This is a genomic window from Streptomyces sp. SPB074 (assembly GCF_000154905.1).
Classification (GTDB): domain Bacteria; phylum Actinomycetota; class Actinomycetes; order Streptomycetales; family Streptomycetaceae; genus Streptomyces.
The window spans coordinates 997,683-1,017,035 of the sequence record NZ_GG770539.1 but is presented as its reverse complement, the minus strand read 5'-3'; the positions used below and the strand labels follow the sequence as shown (position 1 = coordinate 1,017,035).

Below are 19,353 nucleotides of genomic sequence, written 5' to 3'. Positions count from 1 at the left end.
CGCCCCCCCCGCCCCTCAGCCGCGCGCCGTCAGCCCGCGACCCCGAACCCCTCAAGCCCCCGCAGCCACGCAAGGCGGGCCGCGTCCTGATGGGTGCCGCCACCCTCGTGGCCGTTGAACTCGTAGACCTTGATGTCCTTCTCCGCCACCGGGTACGCGTTGTACGCCGCGTACACCGTCGAGGGCGGGCAGACCTGGTCCTCCAGGGCCGTCGAGAAGAGCGCGGGCGCGGTGCCGCGCGCGGCGAAGTGCACGCCGTCGAAGTAGGCGAGCGTGGAGCGCACGGCGGCGACGCGGTCGCGGAAGACGTTGAGGTACGCGCCGATCTCGCGGTAGGGGTGCCTGTCGGTGAGCGTCGTGGCGCGCGGGAAGTCGCACAGGAACGGGACGTTGGGCGCGACGCCCGCCAGGTCGGGCACGAGGCCGGCCACCGCGAGCGTGATCCCGCCGCCCTGGGTTGGGTCCCCCGTTACGACGGTGCGGCCCGCGTCGGTGATCGGGGCGCGTTTTGCCTCCTCCACGGCCCGTTATCTGTTGTTCCGTGAAGACCCGCCGGTAGTAGTACGTGTCCGGGTCGTCGATCCCGCGCGTCATGTACCCCGGCACGGCCGGGCCGCTGCCGCCCGGGTCCACGGTGTCGCCGCCGCCCCAGCCCGCGCCCTGGCCGCGCGTGTCCATCACGAAGTGCGCGTAGCCCGCGCTCGCGGTGAGCAGGTGCGTGTGCGGCAGGCCGCGCCCGCCCCCGTACCCCAGGTACTCCACGACGACCGGCAGCGGCTCGGCCGTGCCCGCGGGGAGCACGAGCCAGCCGCGTATCCGGTCGCCGCCGAAGCCGGAGAAGCTCGCGTCGTACACCTCGACGGTCGTCAGCGGGACGTCCACCCGCTCGAAGCGGGCGTCGAGCGGGTGCGCGCGGGTCTCGGTCAGGGTCCGGGTCCAGAAGGCGTCGAAGTCCTCCGGTTCCACGGACGCGCTGCGGTAGCCGGGCAGCTTGTCGACGGAAAAGTCGAACAGGGCCATGGGGGCCTCTCCTCAAACACACGGCGCGTGAGCGCACGGGTACGGTACGTCTGCCCCGGGTGGCGCGGGACGACAGTGCGGCACCCACGCTATGCCGCCGGGGCCCGCCGGGGGAATGGCATAGGCAGAAAGCGCTTCCTGCGGTGTGAGGTGCGACGGCGTGCCACGGTGCGGCGCGCGGCGCCCGCGCCGGGTGGCGGTTCACTCCGCCGTCGGCAGCCAGCTCCCGTGCAGCCCGAGCGGGACCCGGACGGGGACGAGGATCTGCGCCACCGGCCCCGAGCCGGGGTCGGCGGCGGGCAGGACGAGGAGCCTGCTCGACCCGTCCGTGCGGTCGGTCGCGAAGGTGAGCCACCAGCCGCGCGCGCTGTCCCGCGTGCCCGGCTCGGGCGCGAAGACCGGCTCGCCCACCGCGAGCGCGCCCGCGTCCCAGCTCACCGCGGTCACCTCGGCCCGCTCCGGGCCGCCCAGCTCGTAGAAGCGCAGGGCGTCGTACTCCCCGGGCAGCAGGTCCCGCGTCCGCCCGCCGCGACGGCGAGGCGGTCGTGCGGGCGCGCCAGCGCCCGGTCGTCGATACGGGGCAGCTCCACCCGCGCGTCGTCCAGGCGGGTGCGGCGCACCGTGCCCGCGACGGGGTCGATCACGGCGCGGGTCAGGCCGTGGGCGGCACCGGGCGCCGCGTGCCGTTCGCGGGCGGCGCCGAGCGACAGCTCCGGCCACTGCACGTAGTCGAGGACGACGTGCCCGTCCCCGGGCCGTTCGTAGGCGTTGACGGTGTGCCACAGCCAGAACGCCTCGTCCTCCGCCCAGCGCACCGGGCCGCCGTCGCGCGGGATCAGCGCGAGGCGCGTGCCGCGCTCGGGGCGCCAGTGCAGGAAGGAACCGCCGTGCAGGGCCTCGTCCAGGGTGAAGAACGCCGGCGCGAGGACGAGGACGAGGTACCGCTCGGTGAGCGCCATGTCGTGGATCATCCGGGGCGCGTCCACGCCCTCGACAGGCGTCGGGCCGCGCCGCACCGCCCCGTCCGGGCCGATGAGCGACCACGTGAGGTACGGGGGCTCCAGCGCGTAGCAGAACGCGGCCAGTTCGCCGGTCACCGGATCGGTCTTGGGATGCGCGGTGATCCCTGCGGGCAGCCGGTCGCCGAAGGTCTCCCTGCCGAGCGTGCCGAGCCCCGGGGTGAGGCGGTAGGGGCAGTCGGACTCGGCGAGCGCGAGCAGCCGCCCCGCGTGCCGGACCACGTTGATGTCCGGCAGCGGCTTGAACGTCCCGGCGAGTTCTTCGCCGACCTGTGCCGCGTCCGGCAGGATCAGTGACTCCAGGCCGCCCCACAGCGCCCGCCCGGCGCGCTCCTCGGCACGCATCGCCTCCGTCCGCACGAACCGGTTCCGGTACCTGGCCCGCCCGCCCGAGAGCCACACGCCGTGCACCATGCCGTCCCCGTCGAGCGGGTAGAGATAGCTCCCGACCGGCGTGAACCGGGGGTTGGGCCCGTTGCGCAGGTACAGCCCGTCCAGCGCCTCCGGCAGCTCGCCCACCACCTCCAGGTCCGCGACGTCCACCTCCGCCGTGACCGGCGCGAAGGGGCCGTTGAGGTGCGGGACGCGGGCGGGGTCGAACGCGGTCGTCATGAGGCCATGATGGGACGGACCGGGGCCAAGCGCACACGGGAGCGATCCCGCGCCGCCGCGCTCCCCGGGGCTCCTGTGGCAGGCTCCCCGTATGCGCTACATCGTGATCGGGACAGGGGCCGTCGGCGGAACCGTGGGGGCCAGGCTCGCGGGCGGCGGCCGGGAGGTGGTGTGCGTCGCGCGCGGGGCGCACCGGGAGGCCCTGGAGCGGGACGGACTGCGGCTCGTGACGCCCGAGGGGGAGCACGCGTACCGGCTGCCCGTCGTCGGCGGGCCGGAGGAACTGGGCGAGCTGCGCGCGGACGACGTGCTGCTCCTCGCCGTCAAGAGCCAGGACACCGTGGCGGCGCTCGACGCGTGGGCACCGCGCCCGGTAGCGGGCGGGGGCACGGCCGGGGAGCGGCTTCCCGTGCTGTGCCTCCAGAACGGCGTCGTGAACGAGCGCGTGGCGCTGCGCCGCTTCGCGCGGGTCGTCGGCGTCTGCGTGTGGATGCCGTCCACGTACCTCGAAGCGGGCGTCGTCGGCGCGGGCGGTGTCCCGCTCACCGGCATCCTGCACCTGGGCAGCTACCCGCCGGGCCGCCCCGAGCCCGTCCTCGACGCCGTCGCGGCCGATCTGCGCGCGAGCCGCTTCGACGCGCCGCTGCCCGAGGACGTCATGCCCTGGAAGTACGCGAAACTGCTCGACAACCTGCCCAACGCGATCGAGGCGCTTCTCGGTCCGCTCGAAGGCCCCGAGGCCCTCGCCCTCGTCGCCGAGGCGCGCGCGGAGGGCGCCGCGGTGCTCGCGGCGGCCGGGATCGTGACGGTCGGTGAGGAGGAGGCGCGCCGCGTGCGGGGCGAGCGCGTAAGGCTGCTCCCCGTGCCCGGCGTCCCGCGCGGCGGCGGCTCCACGTGGCAGAGCCTCAGGCGCGGGGCCTCCTCGGTCGAGGCCGACTGGCTCAACGGGGAGATCGTCCTCCTCGGCCGCCTGCACGGCGTCCCCACGCCGGTCAACGAGACCCTGCGCGCGCTCGTAAACGAGCTGGCCCGCGCGGGCGGCGGCCCCGGCGCGTACACGCCGGCCGGGCTGCGGGAACGGATCGAGGCCGCCGCGCGGGCGTAGCGGCGGCGTTACGCGGGAGGGGCGGCCGGACCGGGAGGTGTCCCCCCGGCGGCCCAGGCCGCCTCAGCCGCGTGCCGCCCAACCCTCCGCCGTCGAGGTCAGCAGGCACGTCACGCGGCCGTCGTCCTCCTTGACCTCGCGGCGCCGCTCGTAGCCGAGGCGTTCGAGGAGGGCCAGCGAAAGGTGTTTCCCGCGTTGACGGTCGCGTGGACCTCCGCGAGGCCGAGGGTCTCGTGGCCGTAGGCCGTGAGCGCGGCGGCGACCTCCGTGCCGAGGCCCCGGTGCTGGTGGCGCGGGGCGAGCCCGTAGACGATCTCGTGCCCGTCCAGCCACGGCGCGGGCGAGGGCTTGATCTCGGCGTGCCCGGCGTACGCCCCGTCGAGCCGCACCGCCCACACGGGGAAGCGCTCCTCGGCGTAGACGCAGCTGAAGAGGCGCTGGAACAGGGCGCGGTCCTGCTCGGGCGACTGCATTCCGTCGCCGAAGTGCTCGCCGAAGGCGGCCGTCTGGAAGAGGGCGACGAAATCCTCCTCGTCGGCGCGGACGTACGGACTCAGTGCCAGGCGCTCGGTGCGCAGTTCCGGAGTCACCCCGCCCACCCTAGTGGCGGAGGTCGAACTGCCGTGCGTCAGGCCGCCGCAGCGAGCCGGGGCGCCGGGGCGAAGAGCGCGTCCTCGTACCGCCGCACGAGGAGCCGTACGACCTCGGGCGCCGGTCCCAGCACCTCCGCCAGCACGTCCGCGCCCGCCTCGCGGGCGCCCCGCGCGATGCGGTTCGGCAGGAAGCCGGGGGCCAGGACGTACGGCGCGACCGCGATCCGCGCCCAGCCCGCCGCGCGCAGCTCCCGCACCACCTCCTCGGTGCGCGGGCCGCGCGCCGAGGCGTGGGCGAGCCGCACCGCGCCCCAGCCCGTCCCCCGCCACTGCCGCGCGATCCCGTCGAGCACCGCGGCGGCCTCGGGGTCGCTCGACCCGGCCGAGGCGAGCACGACGGCGGTCGCGGCGCGCTCGGCACGCCGTACCCCCGCCTGCGCGAGGCGCCGCTCCAGCGCCGCCGTGAGCAGCGGCGAGGGGCCGAGCACACGCCCGAGCCGCACCCCCACCGACCGCCCCGGCATCGCGCGGCTCGCCGCCGCGAGCGCCGCCGGGATGTCGCTCTTGGCGTGGAAGGCCCGCGTGAGCAGCAGCGGCAGCGCGACGACCTCCCGGGCGCCGGCCGCCGCGAGCCCCGCGAGGGCGTCCGGGACGGACGGCTCGGCGAAGTCGAGGAACGAGGTCCCGACCGTGAGCCCGGGCCGCGAACGCCGTACCCGCGCCACGAGTTCGCCGACCGTGGCGGCGTGGCGCGGATCGCGGCTGCCGTGCGCGACGACCAGCAGGGCGGGCGGGGGAGCGGTCATGGTTCAGCTCCTGACGAGCAGCCCGCGCGTGCGCAGCACCCTGCGCTCCAGCGGGCTGAAGATGAGCAGGTCGATCGCGATGCCGACGATCAGGATGAGGAAGATCGCGAGGAACACCATCGACATGCTGCTGTTGGTACGGCCGTTCTCCAGCAACTGCCCCAGCCCGATGCCGAGATCCGGCGAGGACGCGATGATCTCGGCGGCCATGAGCGAGCGCCACGAGAACGCCCAGCCCTGCTTGAGCCCCGCGAGATAACCGGGCAGCGCGGCCGGGAGCACGATGTGCCAGGTCCCGCGCAGGCCCGTCGCGCCGAGCGTGCGCCCGGCCCGCAGGTACAGCGGCGGCACCTGGTCGACGCCGGAGACCAGGCCGTTGGCGATCGAGGGCACCGCGCCGAGGAGGATCACGGCGTACATCATCGAGCTGTTCAGCCCGAGCCACAGCACGGCCGGGGGCACCCACGCGACCGAGGGCAGCGACTGGAGCCCGGAGAGGATCGGCCCGATCGCGGCGCGCACGAAGCGCACCCGCGAGACGAGCAGCCCGAGCGGCGTGCCGATGACGAGCGCGAGCACGAAGCCGAACAGGCCGCGTTCGACGCTCGTCCAGATGTAGCCGAGCAGCTTGCCCCGCGTCCACGCCTCGCTCAGCTCGTCCCACACCGCGCCCGGCGCGGGCAGCTTGTAGGAGTCGGTGACCTTCGCCCAGACGAGGATCTGCCACACGGCGAGGACCAGGACGACCGAGACGAGCGGCGGCAGGACCTTGCGGACCAGGACCTCGCGCACTCCCGCGCGCCCCGTCCCGGCCGCGCCGCCCGCCGTTTCGAGCGCGTCGAGCCCGGCGAGGTCGCCGTCCTCCGCGCTTCCCGTCCCCGTGCTCCCCGGCCCCTTGTTCAGCCGGGTGCCGGCCTCGGTGCTGGTCTCAGTGCTGGCCATGACGGCGGATCTCCCCCCGCAGTTCCTCGGTGATCTCGGCGGACAGCTCCGCCACGGCGGTGTCCTCGATACGGCGCGGCTGCGGGATGTCCACGTGCCACTCGCGCGCGACCCGTCCCGGCCGCGAGGAGAGCAGCACGACGCGCTCGGCGAGCCGCACCGCCTCGCGCACGTTGTGCGTCACGAAGAGCACCGAGAGCCGCGTCTCGCGCCACACCCGGGTCAGCTCGTCGTGCAGCAGGTCCCTGGTGATCGCGTCGAGCGCGGCGAACGGCTCGTCCATGAGCAGGAGCCGGCTGTCCTGCGCGAGCGCGCGGGCGAGCGCCACGCGCTGCCGCATTCCGCCGGACAGCTCGTGCACCCGCTTCCCGTACGCCCCGTCGAGCCGGACGACGCTCAGCAACTCCTCGGCCCTGCCCCGCCGCTCGGGGCGCGGCACGCCGCGCAGCTTGAGCGCCAGCTCGATGTTCTTGCCCGCCGTGAGCCAGGGGAACAGCGCGTGCTCCTGGAACATGAGCGCGGGCCGCGCGCCCGGCGTGCTGATCTCGCCCTCCGAGGGCGCGTCGAGCCCGGCGACGAGATTGAGCAGCGTCGACTTCCCGCAGCCCGAGGCCCCGAGCAGGGTCACGAACTCGCCGGGGGCGACATCGAGCGAGATGTCGTCGAGCACGAGGTGCTGCCCGGCGGGGGTCGGAAAGGACTTGGAGACGTGAGCGAGCCGGGCGGCCGGGCCCGCCTCACGCGTACTGCCGTCCGTGGCCTCGGCGTACGTCGCCGCCATGGGACACCTCCTGGGAACGGGGCCGGGGATGGATGGCGCCGAGAGAGAAATAACGGGCGGCGCGCGTACGGCGGTGCCGCGCCCCCGCGCCGCTACTTCACGCCGAGACCGGCGTCGTCCACCGCGGGGCTTCCTTCGGCCTTGAGCACCTTGTTGAGCGGCCCGAGGTCGTAGATCCCCTTGAGCTGCGGCTTTTCGAGCAGACCCGCCTTGACCGCGTGGTCGGCCTCGGCCTGGAGCGTCGCGGCGAGCGGATCGTCCAGGATCTCGATGGACTTCCACGCCGGGTCGAGCTGATCGGCCGGCAGCGCCTTGCCGCTCAGCTTCTCCAGCGCCTTGTTCGCCGTCGTCTTCGCGGCCTCGTCGTTGTCCTTGATCCACTTGTTGGTCGTGACCGAGCCGCGCAGCACCGCCTCCACGACGTCGCGGTGCTCGCTCAGGAACTTTTGCGACACGATGATGTTCGTGATCACGAACTTCTTGCCGGGCCACAGGTCCCGCTCGTCCAGGAGCTCCTTGGCGCCCTCCGAGACCAGCTTGGACGCGGTCGGCTCGGGTACCCACGCCCCGTCGATGGAACCGGACTTGTAGGCGTCGGGCGTCACCTTGTTGTCGGAGCGGACGACGGAGACGTCCCCCTTGCCGCTCTGCGCGTCGACCTTCCAGCCCTTCTCCGCCACCCAGTTGAGGAAGGCGACGTCCTGCGTGTTGCCGAGCTGCGGGGTCGCGATGCGCTTGCCCTTGACGTCGTCCAGCGAGGTGATCTTCTTCGGGTTCACGACGAGCTTGACGCCGCCGGACGCCGAACCCCCGATGATCCGCAGGGACTTGCCCCGCGACTGCGTGAAGCCGTTGATGGACGGCGAGGGGCCGATGAAACCGATGTCGATCGAGCCCGAGTTGAGCGCCTCGATCTCCGAGGGGCCGGCGTTGAAGGTCGAGGGCTTGACGGTGGTCGCGCCCAGCTCCTTCTGGAACAGGCCCTTCTCGATGCCGACGAGGGCGGTCGCGTGCGTCAGGTTCGGGAAGTACCCGATCCGCACGCTCGAAGCGGAGAGCTTCTTCGCGCCCTCGGCGGCGGCCGCCCGGGAGGGCTTGTCGTCCTCGTCCGACTTGGAACCGTAACCGCAGGCGGTGGCCGCGAGGGCGAGCAGGGGCAGAGCGGTGGCCGCGGCGAGCGAGCGGCGCAGTCTTGCGGAAGGCACGGGAGGGGGTCCTCTCGTTGGCCCGGTCCTCGTCGGTCTCCCCGTGGGGGAGGGGGGTCAGGAGGCTTCGGGGCGGGTGGAAGGTCTTCGGTGGTGGTGCGCGGGGAGCGCGCGGGCGCTCCCCCGGGGACGGCGCGGGCCGCGGTTCACACACATCGCGCGACACCCCCGGTCCCGGCGCCCAGCGCGCCGCTGCCCACCCGGCCGCCCTCCTTGGCGAAACCGCCGTACGCGTCGAGGAACGAGGGCGTGTCCGTTCCCCGTCCCGCTCCCTGCGAAGTCATCAGAAGTCCCAGCCCTCGTCCCCGGCCACCGCCGCGGCACCGGCCTCCGCGCTCCCGCCGAACGCCTCGCCGGCCATCCCCGCCGCGAGCGTCGTACCGTCCGCCGGGTCCACCAGCAGGAAGGAACCCGTACGGCGCGAGCCCGCGTAGTCGTCCAGCGCGAGCGGTTCCGCCGTGCGCACCACGACGCGGCCGATGTCGTTGGCGACGAGCCGCCCCGGTTCGGGGTGCTGCGCGAGATCGTCCAGCGAGAGCCGCGAGGGGATCTCCTTGACGATCGCCTTGACGGTCCGGGTCGTGTGCTTGAGCAGCACACGGTGCCCCACCGTCAGCGGGGTGTCCGCGACATGACACACCGTCGCCGTCACCTCCCGCGTCACCGCAGGGAGTTCGTCGGCCGGGGCGATCATGTCGCCGCGCGAGACGTCGAGTTCGTCCGTGAGCCGTACGGTCACCGACTGCGGCGCCCAGGCGATGTCCACCTCCTGGCCCAGCGCGTCGATGCCCGCGATCGTGCTCGTGCGGCCCGAGGGCAGCACGGTCACCCGCTGGCCCACCCGCAGCGCCCCGGAGGCCACCTGGCCCGCGTAGCCCCGGTAGTCGGGGTGCGCGGCGGACTGCGGGCGGATCACGTACTGGACGGGGAAACGCGCCGGGCAGCCGGTCAGGTCGTGGCTGACCGGGACCGTCTCCAGGTGTTCGAGGACCGTCGGGCCCCCGTACCAGTCCATGCGCGCCGAGGGCTCCACGACGTTGTCCCCGGCGAGCGCCGAGATCGGGATCGCGGTCACCTCCGGGACGCCGAGGCGCGTCGCGTACGCCGTGAACTCCTCGGCGATGGCGGCGAAGACGGGCTCCGCGTACTCCACGAGGTCCATCTTGTTGATCGCGAGGACGACGTGCGGGACGCGCAGGAGCGCCGCGACGGCCGCGTGCCTGCGGGTCTGCTCCACGACGCCGTTGCGCGCGTCCACGAGGACCACGGCGAGTTCGGCCGTGGACGCGCCCGTCACCATGTTCCGCGTGTACTGCACGTGCCCCGGCGTGTCCGCGAGGATGAAGCGGCGGCGCGGGGTCGCGAAGTAGCGGTAGGCCACGTCGATCGTGATGCCCTGCTCGCGCTCGGCGCGCAGCCCGTCCGTGAGCAGCGCGAGGTCGGGGCCGGAGCGGCCCCGGCTCTGCGAGGCCCGCTCGACGGCTTCGAGCTGGTCGGTCAGGACCGACTTGGAGTCGTGCAGGAGCCGCCCGACGAGGGTGGACTTGCCGTCGTCCACGGAACCGGCCGTCGCGAAGCGCAGGAGCGTCGTGGCGCTCGTGTCCAGGGCCTGGGTGCTGGTCATGGCTAGAAATACCCCTCGCGCTTGCGGTCCTCCATGGCGGCCTCCGAGAGCTTGTCGTCGGCGCGGGTCGCGCCCCGCTCGGTGAGCCGCGAGGCGGCGATCTCCGCGATGACCGCCTCCAGCGTCCTCGCGTCCGAGTCGACGGCCCCCGTGCACGACATGTCGCCGACCGTGCGGTAGCGCACGAGCCGCCGCTCGACCGGCTCGCCCTCCTTCGGCCCGCCCCACTCGCCGGCCGTGAGCCACATCCCGCTCCGCGAGAACACGTCCCGCTCGTGCGCGAAGTAGATCTCCGGGAGGGCGATGCCCTCGCGGGCGATGTACTGCCACACGTCCAGCTCGGTCCAGTTGGAGAGCGGGAAGACCCGGACGTGCTCGCCCGGGGCGTGCCGCCCGTTGTAGAGCTGCCACAGCTCGGGGCGCTGGCGGCGCGGGTCCCACTGCGAGAACTCGTCGCGCAGCGAGAAGACGCGCTCCTTCGCGCGCGCCTTCTCCTCGTCGCGCCGGCCCCCGCCGAACACCGCGTCGAACCGGTGCTCGCGGATGGCCTCGGTGAGCGGCACCGTCTGGAGCGGGTTGCGGGTGCCGTCCGGGCGCTCGCGCAGCGTCCCGTTGTCGATGTACTCCTGCACGGAGGCGACGTGCAGCCGCAGCCCGTGCTCCGCGACGACGCGGTCCCGGTACTCCAGCACCTCGGGGAAGTTGTGCCCCGTGTCCACGTGCAGGAGCGTGAAGGGCACCGGCGCGGGCGCGAACGCCTTGAGCGCCAGGTGCAGCATCACGATCGAGTCCTTGCCGCCCGAGAAGAGGATCACCGGGCGCTCGAACTCCCCGGCCACCTCGCGGAAGATGTGCACCGCCTCGGATTCGAGCACGTCCAGGTGGCTCAGCGCGAACGGGCTCTCCGTGCCGCTCCCCGCGGCCGTCGCCGTCCTCGTCATACCAGTCCCCTCTCCGTGAGCAGCGCGTGCAGCGCGGCGGCCGAATCGGCGACCGGCTGCGTGTGCGACTCGATCCGCAGGTCGGGTGCCGCCGGCGCCTCGTAGGGGTCGTCCACCCCGGTGAGCCCGCTCAGTTCCCCGGCCGCCTGCTTGGCGTACAGCCCCTTCACATCGCGCTCGGCGCACACCTCGACGGGGGTGGCCACGTGCACCTCCAGGTACGCGGTGCCCTCCGCCCGGTGCCGCTCGCGCACCGCCGCGCGACTGTCCGCGTACGGCGCGATCACCGGCACGAGCGCCAGCACCCCGTGCGAGGCGAGGAGTTCGGCGACGAAGCCGATCCGCTGGACGTTCGTGTCCCGGTCGGCGCGGCCGAAGCCGAGCCCGGCCGAGAGGAACGTGCGGATCTCGTCGCCGTCCAGCACCTCCGTCCTGCGGCCCTCGGCGCGCAGCCGTTCGGCCAGCGCGCGGGCGATCGTGGTCTTGCCCGCGCTCGGCAGGCCCGTGAGCCAGACGGTCGCTCCCGTCACCTCGTACCCCTCCTCGTGCCCGGTCGTCCCTCCGGGCGTCTCGCTTCCTCGTCCCGCGTCCACGTGCTCCGCGCCTCAGCCGTGCAGCCCGCACTCCGTCTTGGCGCGCCCCGCCCAGCGGCCCGCGCGCGCGTCCTCGCCCGCGAGGAGCCTGCGGGTGCAGGGAGCGCAGCCCACCGAGCCGTAGCCGTCCATGAGCAGCGGATTGGTCAGCACGCCGTGTTCGGCCACGTAGGCGTCCACGTCGTCCTGCGTCCAGCGGGCGATCGGCGAGACCTTCACCTTGCGGCGCTTCTCGTCCCAGCCGACCACGGGCGTGTGCGCGCGGGTCGGCGACTCGTCGCGGCGCAGCCCGGTCGCCCAGGCGCGGTAGCCGGAGAGCCCCTCGGCGAGCGGGGCGACCTTGCGCAGGGCGCAGCACAGGTCGGGATCGCGGTCGTGGAGCTTGGGCCCGTACTCGGCGTCCTGCTCGGCGACCGACTGGCGGGGCGTGAGGGTCAGGACGCGGACGTCCATGACGGCCTCGGCCGCGTCGCGGGTGCCGATCGTCTCGGGGAAGTGGTAGCCGGTGTCGAGGAAGACGACGTCCACGCCGGGGCGCGCCCGCGAGGCGAGGTGCGCGACGACCGCGTCCTCCATCGAGGACGTGACGCAGAAGCGGTCCCCGAAGGTGCCGGTCGCCCAGCGCAGGATGTCGAGCGCGTCCGCCTCCTCCAGGTCGCGGCCCGCCTGCTCCGCGAGGGCGCGCAGCGCGTCGTCCGTGAGCGTGCCGGGGTCCGTGCCGGGTATGCCGGGGTGGCTCATGTCCGTTGTTCCCCTTCGCCGTTGGGGTCTTCGGTACTGGTACGGGGGCGGGGTGCCGGCCCCTCGTGCGCGGGCGCGGCCTCGCGGGCGAAGCCGCGCGCGAGCAGGCCCAGGAAGCCGAGGCGGAAGGCACGGTTGCAGGCCGCGCACTCCCACGTGCCGTGCCCCTCCTCGCCCGGGCGCAGGTCCTCGTCGCCGCAGTACGGGCAGTAGAAGGGCACCGCGCGCTGGGTGCCGCCGCTCGCCCCGCTCACGACAGGGCCTCCTGCGGGGCGCGGCCCGCCCAGGCGGCGAAGCGCTCGCCCTCCTCGCGGTCGGCGAGGTAGCGGCGCAGTACGCGCTCGACGTAGTCGGGCAGTTCCTCCGCCGTCACCTTGAGGCCGCGCACCTTGCGCCCGAAACCGGCCTCCAGGCCGAGCGCGCCACCCAGGTGGACCTGGAAGCCCTCGACCTGGCGGCCCTCGTCGTCCAGGACCAGCTGGCCCTTGAGACCGATGTCCGCGACCTGGATGCGCGCGCAGGCGTTGGGGCAGCCGTTGACATGGATCGTGAGCGGTTCGTCGAACTCCGGGAGGCGACGCTCCAGTTCGTCGATGAGCGCGGCGCCGCGCGCCTTCGTCTCCACGATCGCGAGCTTGCAGAACTCGATCCCGGTGCACGCCATGGTGCCGCGCCGGAACGGCGAGGGCGTCACCTGGAAGTCCAGCGCCTCCAGGCCCGCGACGAGCGAGTCCACGCGGTTCTTGGGCACGTCGAGCACGAGCATCTTCTGCTCGACGGTCGTCCGCAGCCGGTCCGAGCCGTGCGCGCGGGCGAGGTCGGCGATCTTGCTGAGCAGGGTGCCGTCCACCCGGCCGACGCGCGGCGCGAAGCCCACGTAGAAGCGCCCGTCCTTCTGCCGGTGCACGCCGACGTGGTCGCGCCAGCGGGCGACCGGCTCGGCGGGCGCGGGCCCGTCCACGAGCCTGCGCAGCAGGTACTCGTCCTCCAGGACCTGCCGGAACTTCTCCGGCCCCCAGTCGGCGACGAGGAACTTGAGGCGCGCGCGGGTGCGCAGGCGGCGGTAACCGTAGTCGCGGAACACGGAGATGACGCCGACGTGCACGTCCGCGACCTCCTCCAGCGGCACCCACGCCCCGAGCCGCACGCCGAGCTTCGGGTTCGTGGAGAGCCCGCCGCCGACCCACAGGTCGAACCCGGGGCCGTGCTCGGGGTGTTCGACACCGACGAAGGCGACGTCGTTGATCTCGTGCGCCACGTCCAGCAGCGGCGAACCGGAGATCGCCGTCTTGAACTTGCGCGGCAGGTTGGAGAATTCGGGGTTCCCGATGACCCGCCGCTGGATCTCCTCGATCGCGGGAGTGCCGTCGATGATCTCGTCCTCGGCGATCCCCGCGACCGGGGAGCCGAGCACGACCCGCGGGGTGTCGCCGCACGCCTCCGTCGTGGAGAGCCCGACGCCTTCCAGACGCCGCCAGATCTCCGGGACGTCCTCGATCCTGATCCAGTGGAACTGCACGTTCTGCCGGTCGGTGAGGTCGGCGGTGCCGCGCGCGAACTCCTGCGAGATCTCGCCGATCACCCTGAGCTGCGCCGTCTTCAGCCGCCCGCCGTCGATGCGCACGCGGAGCATGAAGTACTCGTCGTCCAGCTCCTCCGGCTCCAGGACCGCCGTCTTGCCGCCGTCGATCCCGGGCCGCCGCTGCGTGTACAGACCCCACCAACGCATCCGTCCACGCAGGTCGTTGGGGTCGATGGAGTCGAATCCGGCCTTCGAATAGACCGTCTCGATGCGCGTCCGGACGTGCAGACCGTCGTCGTCCTTCTTGAACTGCTCGTTGCCGTTGAGCGGGGTGAAGTGACCCACCGCCCACTGGCCTTCACCACGGTGACGGCTCGCCTTGCGGCGGGAGGCTGCGGGGGGCGTCGGGGCGTCGGCCATGGCGGTACGTCCTTCGGGCGTGCGGGGCGTGGCCCGCGCGGAGGCGGGCACTGCGGCTCGGCGAGCGGGCAGGCGGCGGCTCGGGCCTGCGGTAACGGGGCCGTGCGCGGCACTGCGCAGGCGGGAAGAGGGGAGCGGCCGGGGAGGAGCGGGCCGCGAGGGGCGGAACGGTGGGACCGTCAGCGCGCCCGACAGATGGCGCTGGACATGCGGCAGAGATCGACGTGGCGCCGACTCACCAAAGCGATTCCAGCAGAAGACATGGCGGAAGCGTGGCACGGGGGGATCGGGGGAGTCCACCGTTGTCCACGGAGTGGATACGAGCGTTTCGGTATGTGGACGGGTGATGGGGTGGGCCTCGCGGGGCTCCGCCCCGTACCCCGCTCCTCAAGCGCCGGAGGGGCTGGGTTGATGGGGCTCCGCCCCGTACCCCGCTCCTCAGACGCCGGAGGGGCTGGAGTGCGGGGTCCCGCCTCTCAGAGGCTGGAGTGTGGCGCCGTTTCCTGTTCCTCCTCGTCCACCTCCGTGCGGTAGACGCGGAAGCCTCTGCGTTCGTAGTTGGCTCGCGCGTGGGGGCCGTCGTCGCTGCACGTGTGGAGCCAGACGCGGCCTCCGGGGGCGGCCAGCTCCCAGGCGCGGGCCGTCGCGTACGACAGGAGGTGCGCGCCGATGCGGCGGCCCCGGAAGGCGGGCAGCAGGCCGAAGTACACGATCTCCACCGACCCGTCCGCGCGCGGCGCCAGTTCCGCGTACCCCGCCGGTGTCCCGCGCTCGTACGCCACCCACGTCCGGGTGCCCTCCAGCTCCGTCGCCCAGCGCGCGCGGTCCCAGCCGAGCCGGTCGGTCCAGCGCACGTCCTGCCCGACCGCCGTGTAGAGGAAGTGGCTCAGCTCGGGCGAGACGATCTCGGCGCACCGGACGCGGACGCCCGAGGGAGCGGGCACCGGTGGTCCCGCGTCCGCCGGAGAGGTCTGCTCCAGGTACCAGGTGGTGACGGCGACGGTGCTCATGGGCTCAGGGAATCACACGTCCCCCGGCCCCTGACCACCAGCGGCGAGTGCGAGGCCGGCAGCAGGTCGCCCGGCCCGCTCGGCAGCCGCAGCTCGGTCTCCCAGCCGTCCCTGAACCGGTACGGGCGGTGGTCGAGCACCCCGCTCAGCGTCCGCCGCAGCCGCGACAGCTCGGCCCGTACCGTCACCGTCCTGCTCGCGTCGCCGAAGAGGTCGAGCGCGAGCTGTGCGGCCGTCCGGCCCTCGCGGTGCACCGCGAGGACGTAGAGGATCTCGGCGTGGCGCGGGCTCAGCCGCGCCGACCAGCTCCCGCCCCCGCCGCCCGCCACCGTGAGCACGGCCCGGCGCCCGCCGGTGAGGTCGAGGACGATGCGGCCGGGCGCGGCACCCTCCTCCGGGACCTCCTCGCGCACCCGCAGCAGCCAGCCCCCCGGCAGCGGCTCGACCGCGCACAGGCCGAGTCCCGGCAGGTCCACCCTGTCGCCCGGCGTCGTGGGGAGCGGCAGGCGGCGCGGCGGCGTGAGGCCCGTCGCGCCCGCGACCCAGCCGCGCGGGTCCACGACGAGCGCGGGCCCGCCGATCCGGCTCAGCAGCGGCGCGGCCACCGCGCGCAGCACCTCCACCGACTCCAGGTGCCGCAGCCGCAGCTCCGACTCCGCGAGCCGCGTCACGGACTGCACCAGCGCGAGCGCCGAGGGGTGGAACGTCGAACGGGGCCCGCTCAGGTCCACGACACCGATCAGCCGCCCGTCGCGCGGATCGTGCAGCGGTGCCGCCGCGCACGTCCACCGGTGCAGCACCCGCACGAAGTGCTCACCGCCGTGCACCTGCACCGCCGTCTCCGTCGCCAGCGCCGTGCCGATCGCGTTCGTGCCCGTCGCGCGCTCCTCCCAGGTGGCGCCCTCGGCGAGCGAGATCGCGTTCGCGAGCCGCAGCGTCCTGCGGTCGCCAGCGCGCCACAGCACCCGCCCCTCCGCGTCCGCGACGATCATCACCTGACCCGCCGACCGCGCCGCCCCCGCGAGCCCGCGCCCGAGATCGGGCAGCACCTCGCGCAGCGCCGACGTGCGCCGCCGCGCCTCCAGGACCTCCCGGTCCAGGTGTTCGCTCTCGGTGCCCTGACCGGGGACGACGCCGTCCCGGCTGACCCGCCGCCAGGACGCGTCGATGACGGGACGCTGCGGCGCCCCGTCGGCCCGGCGCCCGGCGCCGGGCGGGGACGGAGGCTGCGTGCGCGGCACGGGCGGCTCCCGGAAGGTTCTCGTCGGTACCGGCTCCCCCATGGACGCCGGCGCTGCGCGTCCCATCCTGCTTCCCCCGGGCGCCGCGCGCGCCGCGAATCGGCCATGCCGTGTGCAACGTTGCGCAACTCTCGCGCCCCCGCGTCCCGCCGCGCGATGCTGTCGGCGGCACCCGCGAGGGTGCCCGCGCCTTTCGGGGCCGCGAACCGGGGTGGTGCCGTGTCGGCGCGGCACCACCCCGCCGCGAACCCGCGGGCGTTCCCCTCGGGGCGCGACCGGGCGTCAGCCCGGTTGCGGCCTCGCGAGCCCCGCCCGCCACGACGCCCGCCGGAGCGCTCACCCGGAACACACCGCCCGCGCCGCCCGTCGGAGCCCCCCGGAACACCCTGCTGCGGGCCGCCCCGCGCCGCCCTCGGCCGCGAGCCCTCGCCCTTATTCCAGCTCCACCCCGGCCCGCTCCACGACCGCCCGCGTCGGCGCCGTGCGCGGCAGCGTGCCGAAGGCCGTCCCCCAGTCGCCGCCCAGGCGCGAGGCGCAGAAGGCGTCCGCGACCTCCGGCGGGGCGAAACGCACCAGGAGCGAGCCCTGGAGGACGAGCGCCATGCGCTCCACGAGCCGCCGCGCCCCCGCCTCGACGCCCTCCAGATCGGCCAGCTCCTGGAAGAGGTCCCTCACCGCCGCGTCCAGCCGGTGGTCCGCGCCGCGCGCGAGCCCCAGCTCCGCGAGGAAGGCGTCGAGCGCGCCCGGCCCGCGCTGGAGCGCCCGCAGCACGTCGAGCGCCTGCACGTTCCCCGAGCCCTCCCACAGCGAGTTCAGCGGCGACTCGCGCAGCAGCCGGGGCAGCCCCGACTCCTCCACGTACCCGTTGCCGCCCAGGCACTCCAGCGCCTCGACGACCACCGGCGTGCACCGCTTCGTCACCCAGTACTTGGCGACCGGCACCGCGAGCCGCAGCAGCGCCCGCTCCCGCTCGTCGCCCGCCTCCGCCGCGTCGCAGGCGGCGGCGAGCCGCAGCGCGAGCGTCGTCGCCGCCTCCGACTCCAGCGCGAGATCCGCCAGGACGTTGCTCATGAGCGGCTTGTCCACGAGCCGCCCGCCGAACGCCTCCCGGTGGCGCGCGTGGTGGATCGCCTGCGCCACCGCCTGCCGCATGAGCGCCGCCGAACCCAGCGCGCAGTCCAGGCGCGTCGCCGCGACCATCTCGATGATGGTCCGCACCCCGCGTCCCTCCTCGCCCACCAGCCGCGCCCACGTCCCGTCGAACTCCACCTCGGCCGAGGCGTTCGAACGGTTGCCGAGCTTGTCCTTGAGCCGCTGGATCGCGAACACGTTCCGCTCCCCGTCCGCGAGGACCCGCGGCACGAGGAAGCAGCTCAGCCCGCCCGGCGCCTGCCCCAGCACGAGGAACCCGTCCGACATCGGGGCCGAGCAGAACCACTTGTGCCCGGTCAGCGCGAAGACGCCGTCCCCGTCCCCGTCGAGCGGCACCGCGCGCGTCGTGTTGGCGCGCACGTCGCTGCCGCCCTGCTTCTCCGTCATGCCCATCCCGAAGAGCGCGCCCGCCTTCGCCGCCGCCGGGCGCAGGCCCTCGTCGTACACCCGCGAGGTCAGCAGCGGCTCCCACACGGCGGCGAGATCCGGCTGCGCGCGCAGCGCCGGTACCGCCGCGTGCGTCATCGACAGCGGGCAGCCGTGCCCCGCCTCCGCCTGCGTCCACGTCAGGAAACCGGCCGCCCGCCGCACGTGCCCGCCCGGCCGCGCCCACGCGCTCGTGAGCCCGGCCGAGACGGCGTGCCCGAGCAGCCGGTGCCACGCCGGGTGGAACTCCACCTCGTCGATCCGGTGCCCGAAACGGTCATGAGTGCGCAGTTTCGGCGGGTTCTCGTTCGCCTGCGCGCCCCACTCCCGCGCCTGCGCGGAGCCCGCGGCCCGCCCCAGCTCGCTCAGCTCGGTCCGCGCCCCGGGCAGCAGCGCCGGATCGAGGTGGCGGTCCACGGCCTCGCTCAGTGCCCGGTCGGCGCCGAAGACGTCGTACCCGACCAGGGGCGGGGGCTGGTTGGTCACGGTGTGGGTGCGCGATGCCATACGGATACGGTAAGGACGTGCACCAGGCAAAAGAAACAGCTACGCGGAGGAGACCGGGACGTCTTCGCCGCGTCCGGGCGCTCTACCGCAATGTGTCCAAGCGTCGCACCGCCTGGTTGCTCGTGAAGGACACCGTCAACTCCTGCATGGAGTACCGCATCCTCGGCCTCGCCGCCGAGGCCGCGTTCTTCTCGCTGCTCTCCGTCCCGCCGCTGCTCCTGTGCCTCGTCGGCCTCCTCGGCTACGTGGACGCCTGGACCGGCGCCGACACGATCGCCGGCTTCGAGCAGCACTTCCTCGACGCGACCCGCACCGTCCTGTCCGACCAGGGCGTCCACGACATCGCGCGGCCCATCTTCGAGGACGTCACCCGGGGCCGCCCCGACGTCATCTCCATCGGCTTCGTCTTCGCGCTGTGGTCCGGCTCGCGCGCCGTCAACGTCTTCATCGACACCATCACCGTCATGTACGGGCTCGACGGCGTCCGGGGCATCGTCGCGACGCGCCTGCTCTCCTTCGGCCTCTTCATCGTCGGCCTGCTCATCTGCTCGATCGCGCTGCCGCTCATGGTCGCCGGGCCCGACACCGTCGTGCACGTGCTGCCGTGGAGCGGGACGGTCGTACAGATCCTGTACTGGCCCGTCGTCATCGTCCTGGGCGTCGTCTTCCTCACGACGCTCTACCACGTCTCCGTCCCCGTCCGCTCGCCCTGGATCGAGGACGTGCCGGGCTCCTTCGTCGCCCTCGCGATGTGGGTCGTGTGCAGCTTCGCGCTCCGCATCTACCTGACCTCGACCATCGAGGGCCCGACGATCTACGGCTCGCTCGCCGCGCCCGTCGCCGTGCTCCTGTGGATCGGTGTCTCGGCCTTCGCCGTCCTCGTCGGCGCCGCGATGAACGCCGCGATCGACCGTGTCTGGCCCTCCGTCGCCACCTCCGCCGCCCGCGCCGCGAACGAACGCGCCCGCGAGGCCGAGGCGGTCGGCGTCGCGGCCCGCTACGCCGCCCACCGCGCCGCGCACGGCGAGCCCGGCGACCCCGACATGCCCTCCGGGTACCCGGAGCGCTGGGCCGGCTTCCTGCCCCCCGAGGA

General features: G+C 74.1%; 17 protein-coding genes and 3 pseudogenes. 2 read left to right on the top strand and 18 right to left on the bottom strand.

Features of this window, described 5'->3' with window-relative positions; translation table 11 throughout:
- Positions 1-29: 29 nt before the first annotated feature.
- Positions 30-1,020 (bottom strand): annotated as a pseudogene (locus SSBG_RS04145) (acetylxylan esterase).
- A gap of 201 nt (positions 1,021-1,221) precedes the next feature.
- Positions 1,222-2,651, bottom strand: a pseudogene (locus SSBG_RS04140) (carotenoid oxygenase family protein).
- A gap of 91 nt (positions 2,652-2,742) precedes the next feature.
- Here SSBG_RS04140 and SSBG_RS04135 point away from each other — a divergent pair.
- Positions 2,743-3,756 (top strand): ketopantoate reductase family protein, encoded by a 1,014-nt coding sequence (locus SSBG_RS04135; RefSeq protein WP_037868898.1) that lies wholly within the window; start codon positions 2,743-2,745, stop codon positions 3,754-3,756.
- A gap of 63 nt (positions 3,757-3,819) precedes the next feature.
- Here the strand turns inward: SSBG_RS04135 and SSBG_RS04130 are convergent.
- From SSBG_RS04130 to SSBG_RS04065, 16 genes and pseudogenes are all read right to left on the bottom strand, one after another.
- Positions 3,820-4,346, bottom strand: a pseudogene (locus SSBG_RS04130) (GNAT family N-acetyltransferase).
- Positions 4,347-4,384: 38 nt separating this feature from the next.
- Positions 4,385-5,155, bottom strand: a complete 771-nt coding sequence (locus SSBG_RS04125; RefSeq protein ID WP_008744964.1) for a sirohydrochlorin chelatase — start codon at positions 5,153-5,155, stop codon at positions 4,385-4,387.
- A gap of 3 nt (positions 5,156-5,158) precedes the next feature.
- On the bottom strand, positions 5,159-6,097 hold the full coding sequence (locus tag SSBG_RS04120; protein ID WP_037868896.1) for an ABC transporter permease: 939 nt from the start codon (positions 6,095-6,097) through the stop codon (positions 5,159-5,161).
- Complete coding sequence (locus tag SSBG_RS04115) at positions 6,084-6,878, bottom strand: ABC transporter ATP-binding protein (RefSeq protein WP_008744962.1); 795 nt, start codon at positions 6,876-6,878, stop codon at positions 6,084-6,086. The genes SSBG_RS04120 and SSBG_RS04115 overlap by 14 nt, the downstream gene beginning before the upstream one ends.
- A gap of 92 nt (positions 6,879-6,970) precedes the next feature.
- Positions 6,971-8,083, bottom strand: a complete 1,113-nt coding sequence (locus SSBG_RS04110) for an aliphatic sulfonate ABC transporter substrate-binding protein (protein WP_008744961.1) — start codon at positions 8,081-8,083, stop codon at positions 6,971-6,973.
- Positions 8,084-8,229: 146 nt separating this feature from the next.
- Entirely contained in the window at positions 8,230-8,367 is a 138-nt protein-coding gene (locus tag SSBG_RS33065) for a hypothetical protein (protein WP_158677738.1), read from the bottom strand.
- Complete coding sequence (locus SSBG_RS04105; protein WP_008744960.1) at positions 8,367-9,707, bottom strand: sulfate adenylyltransferase subunit 1; 1,341 nt, start codon at positions 9,705-9,707, stop codon at positions 8,367-8,369. Before SSBG_RS04105 ends, SSBG_RS33065 begins: the two co-directional genes overlap by 1 nt.
- Before the next feature lie 2 nt (positions 9,708-9,709).
- Positions 9,710-10,648: a sulfate adenylyltransferase subunit CysD gene (gene cysD / locus SSBG_RS04100; protein ID WP_008744959.1), complete on the bottom strand. Its 939-nt coding sequence runs from the start codon at positions 10,646-10,648 to the stop codon at positions 9,710-9,712.
- Complete coding sequence (gene cysC, locus SSBG_RS04095; protein ID WP_037871067.1) at positions 10,645-11,178, bottom strand: adenylyl-sulfate kinase; 534 nt, start codon at positions 11,176-11,178, stop codon at positions 10,645-10,647. The genes cysD and cysC overlap by 4 nt, the downstream gene beginning before the upstream one ends.
- 75 nt (positions 11,179-11,253) lie before the next feature.
- The gene (locus SSBG_RS04090) at positions 11,254-11,982 is read right to left on the bottom strand and encodes a phosphoadenylyl-sulfate reductase (RefSeq protein ID WP_008744957.1); all 729 of its coding nucleotides are present in this window, start codon (positions 11,980-11,982) and stop codon (positions 11,254-11,256) included.
- Positions 11,979-12,236, bottom strand: coding sequence for a hypothetical protein (locus tag SSBG_RS04085; RefSeq protein WP_008744956.1), 258 nt, complete (start codon positions 12,234-12,236; stop codon positions 11,979-11,981). The genes SSBG_RS04090 and SSBG_RS04085 overlap by 4 nt, the downstream gene beginning before the upstream one ends.
- Positions 12,233-13,924, bottom strand: a complete 1,692-nt coding sequence (locus SSBG_RS04080; protein WP_008744955.1) for a nitrite/sulfite reductase — start codon at positions 13,922-13,924, stop codon at positions 12,233-12,235. The genes SSBG_RS04085 and SSBG_RS04080 overlap by 4 nt, the downstream gene beginning before the upstream one ends.
- Before the next feature lie 179 nt (positions 13,925-14,103).
- On the bottom strand, positions 14,104-14,187 hold the full coding sequence (locus SSBG_RS35635; RefSeq protein WP_311607211.1) for a putative leader peptide: 84 nt from the start codon (positions 14,185-14,187) through the stop codon (positions 14,104-14,106).
- A gap of 213 nt (positions 14,188-14,400) precedes the next feature.
- Positions 14,401-14,934 (bottom strand): GNAT family N-acetyltransferase, encoded by a 534-nt coding sequence (locus SSBG_RS04075; RefSeq protein ID WP_008744954.1) that lies wholly within the window; start codon positions 14,932-14,934, stop codon positions 14,401-14,403.
- Positions 14,931-16,175 (bottom strand): GAF domain-containing protein, encoded by a 1,245-nt coding sequence (locus tag SSBG_RS04070; protein ID WP_037868894.1) that lies wholly within the window; start codon positions 16,173-16,175, stop codon positions 14,931-14,933. The genes SSBG_RS04075 and SSBG_RS04070 overlap by 4 nt, the downstream gene beginning before the upstream one ends.
- 432 nt (positions 16,176-16,607) lie before the next feature.
- Positions 16,608-18,260: an acyl-CoA dehydrogenase family protein gene (locus SSBG_RS04065; RefSeq protein WP_008744952.1), complete on the bottom strand. Its 1,653-nt coding sequence runs from the start codon at positions 18,258-18,260 to the stop codon at positions 16,608-16,610.
- A 17-nt stretch (positions 18,261-18,277) separates the two neighbouring features.
- Between SSBG_RS04065 and SSBG_RS04060 the strand changes: the two genes are divergently transcribed.
- Positions 18,278-19,353: YihY/virulence factor BrkB family protein (locus tag SSBG_RS04060; protein ID WP_234010352.1), on the top strand; the 1,076-nt coding region annotated here is incomplete at its 3' end.